14 protein-coding genes are annotated in these 16,716 nt (G+C 51.3%); 9 read left to right on the forward strand and 5 right to left on the reverse strand.

The annotated features are described in order from the left end of the window. Positions 1-44 precede the first annotated feature (44 nt). On the forward strand, positions 45-1,310 hold the full coding sequence (gene alr, locus H6F93_RS03165; protein ID WP_190679166.1) for an alanine racemase: 1,266 nt from the start codon (positions 45-47) through the stop codon (positions 1,308-1,310). Here alr and H6F93_RS03170 read toward each other — a convergent pair. Continuing rightward, a complete protein-coding gene (locus H6F93_RS03170) occupies positions 1,262-2,593 on the reverse strand; it encodes a glycosyltransferase (RefSeq protein WP_190679168.1) in 1,332 nt (443 codons plus the stop codon). The two genes, alr and H6F93_RS03170, sit on opposite strands and share 49 nt — an antisense overlap. 337 nt (positions 2,594-2,930) lie before the next feature. On the opposite strand from H6F93_RS03170, the gene H6F93_RS03175 reads away from it, so the two are divergent. Both H6F93_RS03175 and H6F93_RS03180 read left to right on the forward strand, forming a co-directional pair. Then, on the forward strand, positions 2,931-3,908 hold the full coding sequence (locus H6F93_RS03175) for a PfkB family carbohydrate kinase (RefSeq protein ID WP_190679170.1): 978 nt from the start codon (positions 2,931-2,933) through the stop codon (positions 3,906-3,908). An 18-nt stretch (positions 3,909-3,926) separates the two neighbouring features. Continuing rightward, positions 3,927-5,426, forward strand: a complete 1,500-nt coding sequence (locus H6F93_RS03180) for a polysaccharide deacetylase family protein (protein ID WP_190679172.1) — start codon at positions 3,927-3,929, stop codon at positions 5,424-5,426. 125 nt (positions 5,427-5,551) lie between these two features. On the opposite strand, the gene H6F93_RS03185 is transcribed toward H6F93_RS03180, so the two are convergent. Beyond that, positions 5,552-5,749 carry a hypothetical protein gene (locus H6F93_RS03185; RefSeq protein WP_190679174.1) on the reverse strand — a complete coding sequence of 66 codons (198 nt, stop codon included), beginning with the start codon at positions 5,747-5,749 and terminating at the stop codon, positions 5,552-5,554. Between the two features lie 839 nt (positions 5,750-6,588). Here H6F93_RS03185 and H6F93_RS03190 point away from each other — a divergent pair. From H6F93_RS03190 to hrcA, 3 genes are all read left to right on the forward strand, one after another. Further along, entirely contained in the window at positions 6,589-7,587 is a 999-nt protein-coding gene (locus H6F93_RS03190) for a pentapeptide repeat-containing protein (protein WP_190679177.1), read from the forward strand. 68 nt (positions 7,588-7,655) lie between these two features. Continuing rightward, positions 7,656-8,012 (forward strand): rhodanese-like domain-containing protein, encoded by a 357-nt coding sequence (locus H6F93_RS03195; RefSeq protein ID WP_190679179.1) that lies wholly within the window; start codon positions 7,656-7,658, stop codon positions 8,010-8,012. A gap of 128 nt (positions 8,013-8,140) precedes the next feature. Continuing rightward, positions 8,141-9,235 carry a heat-inducible transcriptional repressor HrcA gene (gene hrcA / locus H6F93_RS03200; protein ID WP_199313451.1) on the forward strand — a complete coding sequence of 365 codons (1,095 nt, stop codon included), beginning with the start codon at positions 8,141-8,143 and terminating at the stop codon, positions 9,233-9,235. Positions 9,236-9,267: 32 nt separating this feature from the next. Here the strand turns inward: hrcA and H6F93_RS03205 are convergent, their stop codons facing one another. Further along, entirely contained in the window at positions 9,268-9,639 is a 372-nt protein-coding gene (locus tag H6F93_RS03205; protein ID WP_190679181.1) for a hypothetical protein, read from the reverse strand. A 300-nt stretch (positions 9,640-9,939) separates the two neighbouring features. Between H6F93_RS03205 and H6F93_RS03210 the strand changes: the two genes are divergently transcribed. Continuing rightward, complete coding sequence (locus tag H6F93_RS03210) at positions 9,940-10,440, forward strand: patatin-like phospholipase family protein (RefSeq protein WP_190679183.1); 501 nt, start codon at positions 9,940-9,942, stop codon at positions 10,438-10,440. A gap of 138 nt (positions 10,441-10,578) precedes the next feature. Here the strand turns inward: H6F93_RS03210 and H6F93_RS03215 are convergent, their stop codons facing one another. Together H6F93_RS03215 and H6F93_RS03220 are read right to left on the reverse strand one after the other, a co-directional pair. Then, positions 10,579-11,277, reverse strand: a complete 699-nt coding sequence (locus H6F93_RS03215) for a hypothetical protein (RefSeq protein WP_190679186.1) — start codon at positions 11,275-11,277, stop codon at positions 10,579-10,581. A gap of 419 nt (positions 11,278-11,696) precedes the next feature. Continuing rightward, positions 11,697-12,593 carry a peptidoglycan-binding domain-containing protein gene (locus H6F93_RS03220; protein WP_190679188.1) on the reverse strand — a complete coding sequence of 299 codons (897 nt, stop codon included), beginning with the start codon at positions 12,591-12,593 and terminating at the stop codon, positions 11,697-11,699. Positions 12,594-12,648: 55 nt separating this feature from the next. On the opposite strand from H6F93_RS03220, the gene H6F93_RS03225 reads away from it, so the two are divergent. Continuing rightward, complete coding sequence (locus H6F93_RS03225; protein ID WP_190679191.1) at positions 12,649-13,809, forward strand: ADP-ribosylglycohydrolase family protein; 1,161 nt, start codon at positions 12,649-12,651, stop codon at positions 13,807-13,809. Between the two features lie 399 nt (positions 13,810-14,208). Beyond that, on the forward strand, positions 14,209-16,713 hold the full coding sequence (locus H6F93_RS03230; protein ID WP_190679193.1) for an HD family phosphohydrolase: 2,505 nt from the start codon (positions 14,209-14,211) through the stop codon (positions 16,711-16,713). Positions 16,714-16,716: the final 3 nt, after the last annotated feature.

Genomic DNA, 16,716 nt, shown 5'->3' on the forward strand with positions numbered 1-16,716 from the left:
TGTGTGAGTGGTGATTGGTGTGAGTGACAGAGGAGGAAATTGAGATGTTGAGTTGGGAGCAATCTTCGAGTGTTGCTTCGATGAAGCGAGAGCGAGCCTGGGTAGAAATTGACTTGGCTGCGCTGGCTCATAATGTGCAGCAGTTAAAGCGGCTGCTATCACCTGGAACCGAGCTAATGACGGTAGTGAAGGCTGATGCCTATGGACATGGAGCCATAACGATCGCCCAAACCGCTTTACAACATGGCGCAACCTGGCTGGGAGTGGCGACGATTCCAGAAGGAATTGAACTGCGAGAGGCTGGGATCACGGCTCCAATTTTGCTATTAGGGGCAACAAATACGCCAGAACAGGTACGGGCGATCGCTCGCTGGCAGCTTCAGCCCACCCTCGCTACGCCCAAACAAGCTTTGGTTTGTGCTGAAACCTTAAGTCGTTCTCAGAACCAATCTGCTCAACGCTCTCCACTTCCAGTTCACTTGAAGCTAGATACAGGGATGTCTCGGCTGGGCGCACCCTGGCAGCAAGCGGCTGAGTTTGCACAGTTGGTGCAGCGGTTGCCCCAGTTGCAGATTGCCAGCGTTTACTCTCACCTGGCAACGGCAGATGATCCTGATGAAACAGTGATGCGGCAGCAGCAAGCCCGGTATCAGCAGGCGATCGCCCAAATCCATGCCACCGGCATTTCCTTACCCCGGCTGCATCTGGCAAACTCTGCTGCGACTTTGGCTGACACAAGGTTGCACTACGATTTGGTGCGGGTTGGACTGGCGACCTACGGACTTCACCCAGCCCCTCACCTTCAACCTAAAGTTGACCTGAAACCTGTACTGCAAGTGAAGGCGCGGGTGACTCAAGTAAAAGCGCTTCAACCTGGAACAGGCGTTAGTTATGGACATCAGTTCATTACCGATCGCCAAATGCCACTCGCAGTCATTGGGATTGGGTATGCCGATGGCATTCCTCGCAACCTGTCTAACCGAATGAACGTACTGATTCGAGGACAGCGGGTTCGGCAGGTGGGAGCGATTACGATGGATCAACTCATGCTGGACGTAACGAACCTACCTGATATACAGGAAGGGGAGATTGTCACCCTGTTAGGGCAAGATGGCAAAGAACAAATTTCAGCAGACGACTGGGCGACCCTACTGAATACGATTTCCTGGGAAATCCTGTGCAGCTTTAAGCATCGCCTCCCTCGACTGACGGTAAATCAGCCTGCTTTGCCTCAAATCGAGGAGCGGGAAGGTTTTGAGGCTCACTTTGAACCGGAAACTGTGGCTCGATCTAACTCTTTAGATAGCTGATTGGCAACCGAATTAGCAGATGAGCTGGTTTTTTCGCCAGCCATTTGATTGATCAGTAAGCGACTGTATAAACCACTCAGTTGGGAGGCAACCCCATCCCAACTGAAGTATTGCTCGACGCGAGTGCGAGCAGCTCGACCCAGGCGATCGCCTAGTCCGGGTTCGGACAGAACGCGATCGATCGCTGCTGCAAACGCTGCGTCATCTTTCACCGGAGCCAACAGCCCCGTTTCTTCTGGGATCACTGTGAACTGAAACCCGCCCACATCGCTAGCTACTACCGGAATACCGCAAGCCATCGCCTCGATCGCCACTAGCCCAAACGGTTCGTAGTGGCTTGGCGTGACGCAAACATCCGATGCAGCGTAGTAGATCGGTAGTTCAACCTCACCGACTCGACCAGGAAAATGGGTAAACTCAGTCATGCCCAACTCGGCGACGATTCCTTCAATGCGATCGCGCTCAATGCCATCGCTGTGTCCAGGACGACTGCCACCGCCGATAATGAGCTTTAGTTTTTCCTTGCCGCGCAGTTGAGAACGTCCCACTGCCCGCACAAGTGTCTCAATTCCCTTGCGGCGATCGAACCGTCCCACATAGAAAATGACCTTCGTATCAGGATCAATGCCTAATTGCTGCCGTGCTTCAGCGCGAGAAACGGAGCCAAATTTGCAAATATCTGTGCCGCAGGGAATGATCTCGATGTTGCCCTCGATGGAAACGAGCGATCGCAAATGCTCTTGTTCCTGGGGACTGGTTGACACGACACGCTCCACCGTTTCCACGCACGCTTTCTCGGTAGCTAAGCGAGTAGAGGCGATCGGCGGAATCTGGTCAACTGCCTGATACTTTACCGCTCCAACTGAGTGGTAAGTATGCACCTGCTGAATTGGCTGAAACTTCTTCAGCTCCATTCCAACCCAGGATGACAGCCAATAGTTGGTGTGAACAAGGGGATAGTAGGTGTTCGCCTGCTGCTGAAAGTTGAGAAACTCCTGCACAAAGGCTGGCAGATATTCAAACAGTTCGTCTCTAGGAACAAACTCAGCCGCTCCAGCAGTCAGGCGAATCGTGCGGCAGTTGGGAGTGTGTTTAACAATTGCAGGCTGATCGGGGCTAACCCGACGGGTAAACATATCAACCTGCCACCCCAATCGCGATAGAGCTTCGCCAACCTGACGAACGTAAACGTTCTGCCCTCCAGCCTCTTCCCGGCCAATATCAATCGCGGGGTCACCATGAACCGAGATCAGGGCGATGCATTGCTTGTTTGGAGAAAACATGATTCGTTTTGTTGAATTCTACGATCGCCCTGAAGCGGCTAAGTACCTAGCTTCCACGACTTAGAAACTAAAGTTTGAAACCCAGCTTAGAAGCTGATGAAAGCCGCAAATTCAAAGTCTGAATCTGAGTTAAAAACACACTTTGAAAGGAAGTACGTCTCTGCTTCGGAGATTACCTTAACATTGCTTAGTACCTTTGTATAGCAGGGGATTAGCTAAATTCCTCTGACAAAACCAAAACCCAAAACCGAAAAACTTTCCGTAAATGTGATTCACCTAAAGCGCGACGAGAATCGGTCTGATAGGCTGGGATGAGGTTTAAGAGAGATTGATAGCTGTGACTAACCCCCGTGTCCTCTGTCTCGGCGAAATTCTATTTGACTTATTGTCTGATCAACCTGGACGACCGCTCGAACAAGTTACCTCCTGGACTCCCTATCCCGGCGGCGCACCTGCAAACGTTGCTTGCTCACTGGTGAAACTAGGCACCAGTGCTGGATTTATTGGCTGTGTAGGTGAAGATGAGCCAGGGCAAACGCTGGTCGATTTGCTCAAAGAGATTGGCGTTAACGGAACTGGGATTCAGCGTCACCCGACCGCCCCAACTCGTGAGATCTATGTAGTTCGGACTGATACCAACGATCGCATCTTCGCTGGGTTTGGCGATCGCGATACGGCTGAGTTTGCAGATACTCGCCTCCAGGCAAGTTCCTTGCCCGTCTCCTTATTTGATGCTGCCGATTTTTTGGTGTTAGGGACACTAGAGCTCGCCTATCCTGAAACACGGCAGGCGATCGAGCAGGCACTAGAGTTGGCAGAGCAGCATTACGTCAAGATTATGGTTGATGTAAACTGGCGACCGATGTTTTGGCAAGACCCAGAAGCCGCTCGATCAATCATTCAAGACCTAATCAAGCGCGTTGACTTCCTCAAGCTCTCTGACGAAGAAGCCGAATGGCTGTTTGATACGCAAGATCCAGGCATCATCGCTCACCGACTGGATGATGTAGAAGGCGTGTTAGTAACAGCAGGTAGCCAGGGCAGTGCCTACTGCCTGAGCGAAAACGAAGGGAAGCTGCCCGCTTTCTCAATCGAGGCAGAAGACACTACTGGAGCAGGAGACAGCTTTGTAGCTGGCTTCTTACATCAGGTCTGCCAAAACGGAGTTCAGTCGCTCAGTGACCCTGACCAGGCAAAGCGAACTGTCACCTATGCTAGTGCGGTAGGAGCATTAACCACAGTGCGGGCGGGGGCGATCGCCGCTCAACCCACTGCCGCCGAGGTAGAGGCTTTTCTCTATCTGAATCAGCAATAACTCAACAGGTTTATTCTTATGGCTTCTATCCAGACTGCTCCATCCGTCTCAGCCGATTTTCCAGAGCTAATTGAGGGCTTGCCCAACATCTGCGGCTGGGAGTCACAGGTGCAGGAGGTGACCCAGCAGAATCAGCCTGTTTTCCTGCCCCATACCAATATTCGGCTAGAAGATGTCTCAGCGGCATTTGCAATCGCCCTGCATATGCATCAGCCCACCGTTCCCGCTGGCGCAAATGGTGAGCTGATCGGGCATCTGCAATACATGTTTGAACACACCCACGAAGGCGACAACCACAACGCCGGGCCGTTTTCCTGGTGTTATTCCCGCATCGCCGACTTCATTCCCGAACTGGTATCTCAGGGCTGTAACCCTCGCGTCATGCTCGACTACTCGGGCAATCTGCTTTGGGGGCTGCGGCAAATGGGACGGGGCGACATTTTAGAAAACCTGAAGCGTGTTGCCTGCGACGCAACCTATCAGCCCTACGTGGAATGGCTGGGAACCATGTGGAGCCATGCAGTTGCGCCATCTACCCCGATTCCTGACCTGAAGCTGCATATCCAGGCGTGGCAGCATCACTTTGCCGCAATTTTTGGTTGGGATGCGCTAGCTCGTGTCAAAGGCTTCTCACCGCCAGAGATGCACCTGCCCAACCATCCCGACACACTATATGAGTTCGTCAAAGCGTTAAAGGAATGTGGCTATCGTTGGCTGCTGGTGCAGGAACACGCTGTAGAAACGCTGGCTGGACAACCACTGTCTGACAAACATTTGCCTCATCGTCTGGTTGCCCGTAATGCTCATGGCGAGACAATCAGCATCACGGCTCTGATTAAGACCCAGGGGTCGGACACCAAGCTGGTGGCGCAGATGCAGCCTTACTATGAGGCAAAAACGCTGTCTCGGCAGCAGTTGGGCGGGGTGACGATTCCACCATTGGTGTCGCAGATTGGCGATGGCGAGAATGGCGGCGTGATGATGAACGAGTTTCCCTCCGGGTTTAAGAATGCCTGGTATGACATGAGGCAGTCAGGCGGCGGCAAAACGGGCGTAGTGGGGCTAAACGGGACTGAATATCTGGAGCTAATTGAGGCGGCAGGGGTTCAACCAGCAGACTATCCTACCTGTCAGGCAGTGGGGCAGCACCAGATCTGGCAGCAGATTGGAGACGCGGTTAGTCCAGAGGCAGTGAGTGGGGCGATCGCCCGCCTCAAGCAAGCTAACCCCAACTTTCACATGGATGGTAGCTCCTGGACAAACGACCTGAGCTGGGTGAAAGGCTACGAAAACGTCCTCACGCCAATGAATCAACTCAGTGCCCTATTTCACCAGACGATTGATCCGCTGCTGGCAGACGATCCGTCGCTCACCCGGCAACCCCGCTACCGTAACGCGCTGCTGCACAATCTGCTGTTGCAGACTAGTTGCTTTCGCTATTGGGGTCAGGGCACCTGGACGGAGTATGCACGAGAACTGTATCGGCGTGGAGAAGCTATTTTGCAAGCCGACTTTTGAATCGCACCAAGCTTTGGCGGTTGGAACTGCCGCTGTTGAAACCAAACCAACCTGCTTCGGTTCGTTACAGCACCACTTGGATAGACCACAAATCCCTGTAGGGCAGTTCGCGAACTACCCCTACGCTAGGGCTCACCCATCCGAAAGTGGCTGTAAGACCAAATACCATCTGTAAAGTAGCGGTAGCGGTAGGGGCGAAGCGTTCGGCAAAAGAATTGTGCTTCAGTGGCAAGGATTATGACCGAATGCTTCGCCCGTACACCCAATAGTGCTTCTTTACGAAACGGATTCCATATAAGTTCTGGGTCTTCAGTAGCCTGCAAGGCAGGTTGATTCCTGCGGCTACGAATTAGATTCGTTAGACGCTTGATCTCTAACTGCTGTGAACTTGATTCAACATGTCAGGTGAGCCAGCTTCATGGTCGTCTAAGCGAACTTCACGGCTGGCTAGGCTAACTTCCCGGTAAGTGAAGCTGGCTTTATGGCTAACCGGGCTGGCTTCGTAGCCGACTAAGCTAGCTTAGTGGCTGACTAGGCTGGCTTCCCAGTAAGTGAAGCTGACTTCATGGCTAGCTAGGCTGGCTTAGTGGCTAGCTAAGCTGGCTTCGTAGTTAGTTAGGCTGGCTTCGCAGTTAACTAGGCTGGCTTCATGGCTAGCTAGGCTGACCTCTTATTCAGCGAGGTCAGCTTTGATTAGAGCCTAGAGGCACATCATTTTGTAGAGAGAGTCAGTTTAGTTTTAGATGCAGGTGAGTTGGGGGCGTGAGGACTAGTCGCAGTCAGACCCGTCGCATTCAAGGGACTGTTGGGTTCTGCTTTGCTTCACCCAACCTACGAATTTAGGACCAGAGGTTTAGGAGAATGCACGACTATGGAAGTAGGCTTACACAGCTATGCTCAATTTCCATAGAATGAGGCTCGTTTTGACGAAAGTTGCTGTAATAGGGAAGAGTGGAAAAGGCGATCGATAAGCCAGCCATACTAAAATCAAGACATTGCTTGCAACAGTAAGACAGGGCTGTTGCTCAACTGGCAATCAGAGCCAAAATTGCTTGCAAGGGACATAATCCTGTCCGACTTCTAAAGGAAGTATTCTATTTAACTCATGTTTGGCTACTTCGGATTAATGTAAGTCCAATGGCTTGCGAAAGGTGGTGATATCTTGTTAAGAAAGAACGACTTGGAGCGTTGCTATCGAGTGCTAGACCTGGAGCCTGGAGCCTCACTGGAAGAAGTGAACCAGGCTTACAAGGATTTGGTTTTTATCTGGCATCCCGATCGCATTCCGCAAGACAACCCACGTTTGCTGCAAAAGGCACAGGAAAAGCTGAAGGAAATTAACCAGGCGCGCGATCGGTTGCGATCGCACCACAGTACCCAATCCAGTCAATCCAAATCGTCCAGCTCGTCCAATTCATCTCAAACCACCCAGACGCAAGCTCGACGCGAACCTATCCATCCTCGCTATTACTACCAGCCACCGCCCCGACCTTACTATCAGCCGCCCCCAACCAGTTCCCAATCCAATAACCAGACTGCTTCTAACAACCAGACTGCTTCTACTTATAGACAAGATGCTTACCAGCAGCCTCGCGACCAGCAGCCCGCTTCTGAGTCGCAGCAGTCTCGTCACAGTCCATCCCGAACTAATCAGTCAACCTATCGTCAGTCTCAGTCATCCCCAACTCACTCCCAAGCTCAGCCTCCTAGCTCAGCGCAAGCTCATTCGTCTTCGGCTCACCACACCTATCAGCCCGCTCCACGTCAGCCCAAACCACAGGCTCCTGACCTGAGTGGGTCAAACCTGAGTGGGTCAGACCTGCGAGAAAAAGACTTGTCCGGTAGAAACTTGAGCAACTCCGACCTGAGCGGGGCTAACCTAACCGACGCATTTCTACACAATGTCAACTTAAACGGTGCGAATCTCCAGAAAGCAAACCTGTTTCGAGCGAATCTACTTCAGGCTGATTTGAGTAACGCTGATTTGAGAGAGGCGAATTTGATTGGGGCTGATTTGAGTGGCGCTGACTTGAGTGGCGCTGATTTAAGTGGTGCTCGAATTGGATTTAGCGATCGCATCATGGTCAAAATGACAGGGGCAATCTTGACTGGGACTCGGATGCCCGATGGCAGTTTGTATGGCACGAAGAACGGGGGATGAAGGGAAGACAACGTGCTAAGTTTGTATGCATAACTATATACAACTTAGAACTGTTTTAAGTTAACCCGATGACTGCTCAAGCTTCGAATCTACCGCTCGCCCACATCAGCGTTGAGGAATTAGCTGAGCGCTTGGCTGCTGGCGATCGCCTGCAACTGATTGACGTCAGAGAGCCTGAAGAACTGGCGATCGCTAGTCTAGACTCGTTTCACAGCCTGCCGCTGAGCCAGTTTGCTCAGTGGTCAGGGCAGGTTCAGACGCAATTTTACCCTCACGCAGAAACCGTCGTCATGTGTCACCACGGGGTGCGCTCTGCCCAGATGTGTCACTGGTTGCTCAATCAAGGCTTTACCCATGTCAAAAACTTGACGGGTGGCATTGATGCTTACTCAACCGCTGTTGATCCAACTGTTCCTCGTTATTAACCTTACGGTTTAACCCGATTTAACCCTGTTCTCCCTGCGCTGCTCGGCTCGGTATTAGCCCCTACCAACTAGGCAACGACAGGTCAGCTAAATTACGATCAGTAAACAGCACTTTAGCTCTGGCTCAAATGTCAATACAACTCAAGCTTAGCGATCGCCAGCAGCAAGTTCTCTGGGCAACGGTGCGTCACTACATCGCTACTGCTAAGCCCGTCGGCTCTGAAGCGCTGGTGGAAGGATTTAATCCCAGGGTCAGCCCCGCTACGATTCGCAACGCAATGGGCTACCTGGAAAAGGCAGGCTTGCTCTATCAGCCTCACACCTCAGCAGGACGAGTTCCCTCTGACTCTGGCTATCGCATCTATGTCGATCAGCTAATTACGCCCTCAGAAGCGCTGGCTCGTCGAGCCGACCAAATGCTCTCAGACCAATTGAACTGGGACAATTGCAGCTTTGAGGCACTGATGCGCGGTGCGGCTCAAATTCTCTCAACTTTGAGTGGCTACATTGCGCTAATCACCATGCCCCAAGCCAGCACGGTGCAGCTGCGTCACCTGCAACTGGTGCAAATTGACCCCGGACGGGTGATGCTGATTGTGGTGCTAGATTCCTACGAAACTCAATCCACATTGGTCAACTTGCCCAAACTGAGCAGCGATACGCAGCCCGACGCCGAACTGCTCGACCGGGAACTGCAAATTCTCTCCAATTTCCTCAATAGCCATCTACGGGGGCGATCGCTCAGTGAGATCTCCACACTGGACTGGAGCGACCTTGGACGAGAATTTGAGCGCTACGCGGACCTGTTGCGCGTATCTCTTCAAGAATTAGCAAGCCGCAGTCAGGTGCCCGTTTCTACCCAAATTTTGATTAGCGGCGTTGCTGAAGTGTTGCGCCGTCAGCCAGAGTTTTCAGAGTTACAGCAAGTTCAAACGATCATTCAACTTTTAGAAGAAGAGCAAGACCAGCTTTGGTCGCTAATCTGCGAGTCTACTGAACCTGAAAACCCTGGCAAGCGAGTCACCGTTAGAATCGGCTCTGAAAATCCGCTGGAGCCGATTCGCACATGCACCCTGGTTTCTGCAACCTATCAACGGGGAAATACCCAGGTTGGCAGCGTGGGAATGTTAGGGCCAACGCGAATGGTGTACGAAAATGCGATCGCCCTCGTCGAAGCTACCGCCGATTACCTTTCGGAAGCTCTTAGCCAGTCTGGACAATAAAGTCTAGACAAATAAAAACAACTGCCTCACTGTTAAGTATCCGTACCGCCAAAAGTAATCAAGCGGCTATCTCCCGCAAATCGATGCGCCCCATGTTCGCCAACAACGGCAGGAAACCGTCCTGCCCGCAGAATCACCTGGATTGATTCCAAATCCCAGTTGTCTGCTGTTTCTGTGCCTTTCTCCTGAGAAACATGCTGCAATTGGAAAAACTCCACCTGATTAGGGTCTGTCAATTCAGGAACCTCCACTTGAGTAATGGTCTCCGAACCTCCCCCCAATCCTCCAACCAGTCTCGTAAACTCTTTGACCGGCGAATTTTGCAGTTTGACGTAAAAGTTTGCGTGGCTGCCGCTGCGTAGATCATCCCCACCTGTCTTAATAGTGACATCCAAAGTTGCCATAGCTTTACTTCTCCTGTTCTACGTTTTGTTGTTGCAAGTGTATTGAACAGGTCATAAAAAGCTGCCTCTATGAATAGGAATTGCAACTTTTTTTACCTGTCAAATTCACGTTTTTATCCTAAGCAAGCAAGCTAAATGGCAGCATTACCCTAGAGGGTACTGATAGCGTTTTAGTGGCGATGTTCTAGCGACAGTGTTCTAGCCCATTTCAACCTGATGATTCGTGGTTTCCGTTAATGCAGAGTTAGCCTTTGTATCCCGTCAATATCACTGATCTAATCTTTCAGGGAGGCATTGTCGATGGCGTGGAAATCCGACCACATTTTGGCAGAACCGGGACTGCGGCTGGCATCTGAAGAGAAGGCAGACATCTTAAGTCGAATGCCTCCTCCTGCTTCGATAGATGGTCAAATTTACGTAGATGGGGTATTTGAAGGGGGAGGTGTACGGGGAATCGCTTTCCTAGGTGCGTTGCGCTGCTGCGATGACTTGGGCTTTCGCTGGCGCAAACTGGCAGGCACTTCGGCTGGAGCAATTACAGCGGTACTGGTAGCGGCTAATTTTCAGATTGATGAGTTGGAACAAATTGTAGGCGGACTGAATTACATGGAGTTCCTAACTCAAAAGACAAGTTGGCTGATTCGGAATGGCAACCCGGCTGATGATTTGCGATCGCCCGTCCGTCTCATTCTTAACTTATTAATAGCCCGTCGCCTGGGAGAGTACAATTTCCTTAGCAATGAGAATTCTCTTAACCAAACTAATCACTCAAGCCAAAACAGAAAATGGGGCAAGGTCTAGCCTTGCCCCATTTTCTATCTCAACTAATGTGACTCTACTCTTCCCTCCAGGAAGAGTTTTCAAACGTGTCCCTACTGGAAGGAGGTAGGAAGCAGGTTCAAGTCCAACAATCGAGTTTAGAAGTAGATATTATCTGCTCTATTGCACAGGATTAGCAGCAGGAGGTGCCGGCTCAGATACTTCTGGCTGTGCTGGATCGGGCTGCACGGCTTCTGGTTGTGCTGCCTCTGGTTGTGCTATTTCTGGCTGCACAGCTTCTGGCTGCGTCGTGCTGGCTGGAGGAACAGCGGGTGCAGGTTCAGCAGCAGGTTGCTGAGGTGCAGGAGCTTGAGGCTGCGGTACAGGTACTATTTCACGAGTCCGCTCAATAATTCGCTCACGAACTTCTGTGTTGTTTGTCTCGGTTTCCTCTTGGGGTTCTACAGGTACGGGTACGGGCACAACCGGAGTTTGGCTCTGCTGATTGACAAAATACAGAGCACCTACGGTTAAGCCCAGAAGAGAAGTCAGCAGAATGCCAAGCAATAAACCTCGTGAAGCGCTATTGTCGTCTCTAACTCGCAAGTTCTCTTCGTATGCCTGACGCTCGACAACACGTCCCTGCGTATATCCATTCTGATAAGAGGCGGGAGAAGCGGTTCGGTTACCGTTGCCGATAGAAGGATTGGGGTTTACTATATCCTGATTTCCTAGCTCTACCTCGCGGTCGTTCAAGATGCGGCGACGGTCAGAGACTTGATTACCAGAAGTAGGATAAACCTGATGATGATCGTTTTGGATAGAGGTAGGGCGATCGCTCTGAATGCGAGTTCGATCGTTGTTATTTGAGTGAGTCATATTACACCAACAGAATTCAATCAAAAAGACATTTATATTAATCTGACCGTTCTCAATAGCCTTTAATTTACTATTGTTAAATCAAGGTCAAAGCTTCTTCTGGCAGAGCTTTAGAGCTATGAGAACTACATCAGGAGATGCACTTTTAACTGAGCAATGCAGACATCTATGAAAGGAGCGAACAAATACAAGTTAACAAGAACCATCCAGAAAGAACTCCTTCTGAGGAAATGGATGTTGTGATCTATCTTTGGACTGAATTCACCTCAAAAAGCAGCAAAAAATTATCCCATTTGAAAGAATGGCTTCCGTAAGATGGAGCGGTCTGCAATAGGGTATAAACATCAAGACCTCCAACTTCTTGAAGAAGTTGGAGGTCACAATAGGACTGCTACAAATAGGTTGAATTAGAATGCCCTTTAACGCAGCAAAGCGTCCCAAGTTGCGGGTCCAACTACTCCGTCTGACTCAAGCCCAGAATTACGCTGAGCAGCTCTGACTGCGTTCTGAGTTTCTGTGCCAAAAACGCCATCTACGGGGCCATTAAAAAATCCTGTGGCTCGTAGCCGTTCTTGTAGTTGAGTGACGGCTGGTCCGCGCATTCCCACTCTGAGGATAGGCAGATCTACGCTGGACTGAGCCGTTGCTTGAGCGCTGGAGTTGGCTGCTTGAGCAGATGTTCCGGCTTCCATATTGCCTGCACCAGCAGCAGGTGTAGGGTTAGGCGCTGTACTGGCTGTCTCGGTTGCGTTAGCCACGGCAGCCGATGGGGTCGCAGTCGGCTCAACGGAAGAAGGCGTTGGGAAAGCAAGGGTCGCAGCCGTTGTTTCAGCGGTATCAGGTGTAGCTGGACTACTTGCAGAAGGAGCGATCGCCCCAGTCGCAGAGGACATTCCGCTTACTGAAGGAGACGCAGGTAGCAATCGTTCCCATGTTCCGGGTCCAACAACCCCATCTGCGGTTAACCCTGCTGCTTGTTGAAAGGCGGTAACGGCGATCGCAGTACTCTCCTGATACACACCGTCCACTACGCCGCTATAGTAGCCCAAAAGCTTGAGCATTGCCTGCAACTCTGCAACCTGTGTACCCTGGCTACCCACTCGCAACGTGATGCGGCTACTTTCCAGTGGCAAAATCTCAGCATTCGGTGCAGGCGCTTGAGCTTCCTGGCTACTGCCGGGTGAAGCGCTTAAGCCAAGCAGCATAAAGCAGCCAATCAGTGCTACCTGCCCAATTTGCAGGCATCGAGGGAATGGGGTGGCGGTCCCCGGATTTTGCATCAAGTGAGTGCGGCTGGGCTGGAGTCCTGTTTGCATTGAGAGACCACGACTGCGGATCAAAATCCTTCTGAGTTTATCCCAAATTCTTGTCATGATGAATGAGGCGATCGCCAGAAATCCACAGATACAGTCAATGCGCTATTCACTTTCCAGCCGATTTCAAGCTGTTTTACTGGGAGCCGCTCTGGGAGAAATTTTAGGCACTCAGTGTCAGGTTATGCAAAGCCAACAGCCGCAAGTCAAACAGCCCTCTCAGTGGACGAGTCTAAGCCGTTGGGGGTTTAGCGACTCAACGCTTGCAAACAGGATTGCGATCGCACCAGCTTGGGGTCGCGTAGCTGTCCAGCTGATAAAAGGACTGATTCGAGGCGGCGGTGGCGAAACAAGCTGGATTAATGAGGTATTGGATGTCTTAGAAATTCCGTTTGAACAGTCGAACAGAGAACCGAATTCTGAACGAAATTCATCTGAACAAGATGAGGGCAGCCCCCTTCCAGACTTTCCACAGATTGACGCGGGGTTGGCGATCGCTGCCCTTCCGATTGCTCTGTTTTTTCATGCTGACCCTCATCAGCTAGAACAGGAGCTTCAACAGGCAGACAAAGTTTGGCGACATCGACCAGAGTTAAGTGATGGAGTTCTTGCCATCAGTTATGCCCTTTCCCTAGCGCTGAGAGAACAGCTTGACCCAACCCAACTCATTGCTGAAATCGTTGAAGAACTGGAGCTGAACCGCGATCGTCCCACAACGACAGACCCATCCGCTCCATCTAATTCTGCTAATTTTGTTGAGCAGCTTCGATTCGCGCAATCCTTAAACCAGACTAGCCTTGATAGAGCGACAGCTCAGATTCGCGACCAGCTTAGCAAATCACAAACTGGATTAGATGCGCTGACCATTGCGATCGCCTTTCACTGTTTTCTCAACACACCAGAAGACTTTTGCCTTTCCGTTATTCGTGCTGCCCAACTTCACCGAAACCCGCAAACCACCTGCCTTACAGCCGCCCTATCTGGAGCTTACAACGGGATTAGCAGCATTCCCTTAAGCTGGCGGAGTGCTCTGAGCCGCGGCAGTTCTGAACACTCACCCCTAAACCACCTGTGGGGCGTCGCTACCGAAGCGGAACTGCAACAGCTGTCTGACCAACTTTTAGCCGCCTGGTCTGGAGCCTATGACCTGGTTCACCTACTCAATTACCCCGGACAGACTTTTGCGATCGCGGCCCCAAAGGTCATTCGTCCCCACTAAACCCCACTCAGCAGACCCATAGCGTTTAGCGTTAATTGTAAGTAGATGGAAGGGCACCCCGCTCCCCGGGGTGCCCTTCCATCTGTAGACTCTTGTGCACCAACCTGTTTAGCTACAGCAATGAGTTCATACTTTCAACTACAAATGCTCAGCACTCTTTACTGTATCTTTCGCCTGGCTTTACAAATTTACATGCCTAAAATCTAGCTTGGATATACTATTACTCAGGGTTAGCTTTTTTGCTGTAAATCAGACAACGTGAAGTCGCCACTGTTCATGTCCATCTACCAAAACTCCCGCCTTTAGTGTGGCGTTGGTATCTCCAAAAGTTCCATTGTTTTTGCTAACACAGCTTGAGTTAGCACAGCTTGATCTAGCAAATCGATTCGGTGGTGGTAGATGCATCTCTTAGATATTTCTCAAAGGCGCTTTAACCGGCTTGTAAGGCGGCTGTTTGGGAAAGCAAAGCGCTATACCGAGGCTGATCAAACTCGCCGATTTCTGTCCAAGGTTTCAAAACTCAAGTCCAAACAGATTGCAGCGATCGCTCTCCGCCCTAATCCTCTGCGGCGAAAGTCGTCTGAGCGGGGTGGCTCCCCTTCACCTGTGGCTTTGATTTTGGTGGTTGTTTCTCTCACCAGTGCAATTGGGCATCGATTTTATAACGAACCCAAGCTTGACGTAAACACAATTGCCCCTCAAACCATTCGAGCGCCTGAGTCAGCTAGCGTTGTAGATAGTGAAACAACTGAAACCAAGCGGCAAGATGCCCGCACCGGAGCAGTTCCCGTTCTAATGGTTAACCAGGCAGTCAACCAAGAAATTTATCAGACATTACAGCGCTTGTTTGCTAGAGGCGATGAGTTGCGTCAGCAAGCAGGACCCCTGCCCTATATTGAAACTTCAGTATTATCTACCGGGACTCAACGCCATCTGCGACAGGCGCAAGAATGGGAATGGAGGACGATCCTGGCATCGGTGAATTCAGGAGCCCAAGCAACAGCTCCTCGCACTCGTCCAGATTCGCCATCTCAACCGCCAGGTGTGCAGGCAAGTTCTTCTCAGCAGCTTGCGATCATTGAGCTACAGGCTTATCAACAAAATGCTTCAGCGGAAGATTTCTCAGCTTTGAGAGAAGTCATCGTCCGTGCTCGCCAACGCTATACCACCACGGCAGAAACACTGGAGTCTTCTCTCAAAGACGAGCAAAGCAAGTTTTATGACCCCAGTTTCTTTAACCTGACAGATGCTGAGTGGAGCAGCACCAAATCCGGAGTTCGCCAAGCTCTGGAACGCATCCTACTTCAAGGAATTCCGCCAGGGCTACCTGATTCGCTACTAGAAAATGCAGTTCGGGCACAGCTTGATTTGACAATTCCAGCTGCATCAAAACCGCTGGCAAGCAAAGTTTTGATGAATGCCGTGCGCCCTAACCTGGTTCAAGATCCGGAGCAAACCCGTCTACTTGCCGAGCGGGCAGCCGAGGCAGTTGAGCCTGAAGTTGTGGAGATTAGGCGGGGTGAGGTGATTACTCAGGCAGGTGAGCCGATCAGCCAGTCCGATTTTGTCTTACTTGACCATTTTGGCTTGAGCCGCCGAGGAGTCAACTGGTTGGGTGTGATTGGCTTTGGCGGTTTGGTGGCGGGTGGGATAACTATTTTTCTGCTGGTTGAGCGGCGGTTTCATCCAGGCTTGCGACGACGCGATCACTTCCTGGTGGTTTTGCTGACACTGACGACTCCCCTGCTCATCGCGCTGGGCGTTCCGGCAACCAATTTGCCTGCGTTAGGACTGCTGATCGGCAGTTTCTACGGTTCTGCTTTGGGCATTACGGTAGTGGGTTTATTAAGCATCGCCCTGCCAATTGGCATGGAGATTTCCTGGGTCACGCTGACTGCCTGTGCGATCGGTAGTATTTTGGGTGCGGGCATGGCAGGGCGACTGCGATCGCGTGAAGAGCTGGCGCTATTGGGTGGCGGAGTAGGTTTAGCCCAAGGGATTATTTACCTGCTGCTGAGCCTGATTTTGACGACGCCTGCTAACCCCGTTTGGTATGCAGTTTTAACCCAATCGGTGCTGCAAGGGTTGATGGGGCTTGCTTGGAGCATTGTCGCACTGGGTATCAGTCCTTATTTAGAACAACTTTTTGACCTGGTTACCCCGATTCGTCTTGCCGAATTGTCTAATCCCAATCGCCCGTTGTTGAAAAAGTTAGCTTCTGATGCTCCGGGCACATTTCAGCACACCCTATTTGTCGCAACCCTGGCTGAAGCTGCGGCCCGTGCATTGGGCTGTAACGTAGAACTGGTGAGAGCGGGAACGCTCTACCACGATATTGGCAAAATGCATGATGCGCTGGGCTTTATTGAGAATCAGATGGGCGGGCCGAATAAGCACGACCTGATCGATGACCCCTGGAAGAGCGCAACCATTATCAAAAAGCACGTCAGTGAAGGGGTCGTAATGGCGCGAAAATATCGCTTGCCCAAGGCAATTCAAGCCTTTATCCCGGAACATCAGGGCAGTATGCTAATCACTTATTTCTACTATCAAGCGCAACAGCGAGCGAAAGAAAACCCCGACCTGGTGATTAACGAAGCCGATTTCCGCTATGACGGACCCATTCCTCAGTCTCGCGAAACGGGGATTGTGATGCTGGCAGATTCATGCGAGGCGGCACTGCGATCGCTCAAAGATGCTAGCCGCGATGAAGCTTTAGCAATGGTTAACCGCATTCTACGGGCCCGCTGGCAAGATAACCAGATGGTGGATTGTGGGTTAACCCGAGCAGACATGACTAAAATTGCCGAAATTTTTGTGCGCGTCTGGCAACAGTTCAACCACCAGCGCATCCCCTACCCCAAAGCAGCCTTCGGTACACAGCCTGCTCCTGCTGCGAAGTAAGCG

The organism is Leptolyngbya sp. FACHB-671, from assembly GCF_014695745.1.
Taxonomy (GTDB): domain Bacteria; phylum Cyanobacteriota; class Cyanobacteriia; order Elainellales; family Elainellaceae; genus JAAUTN01.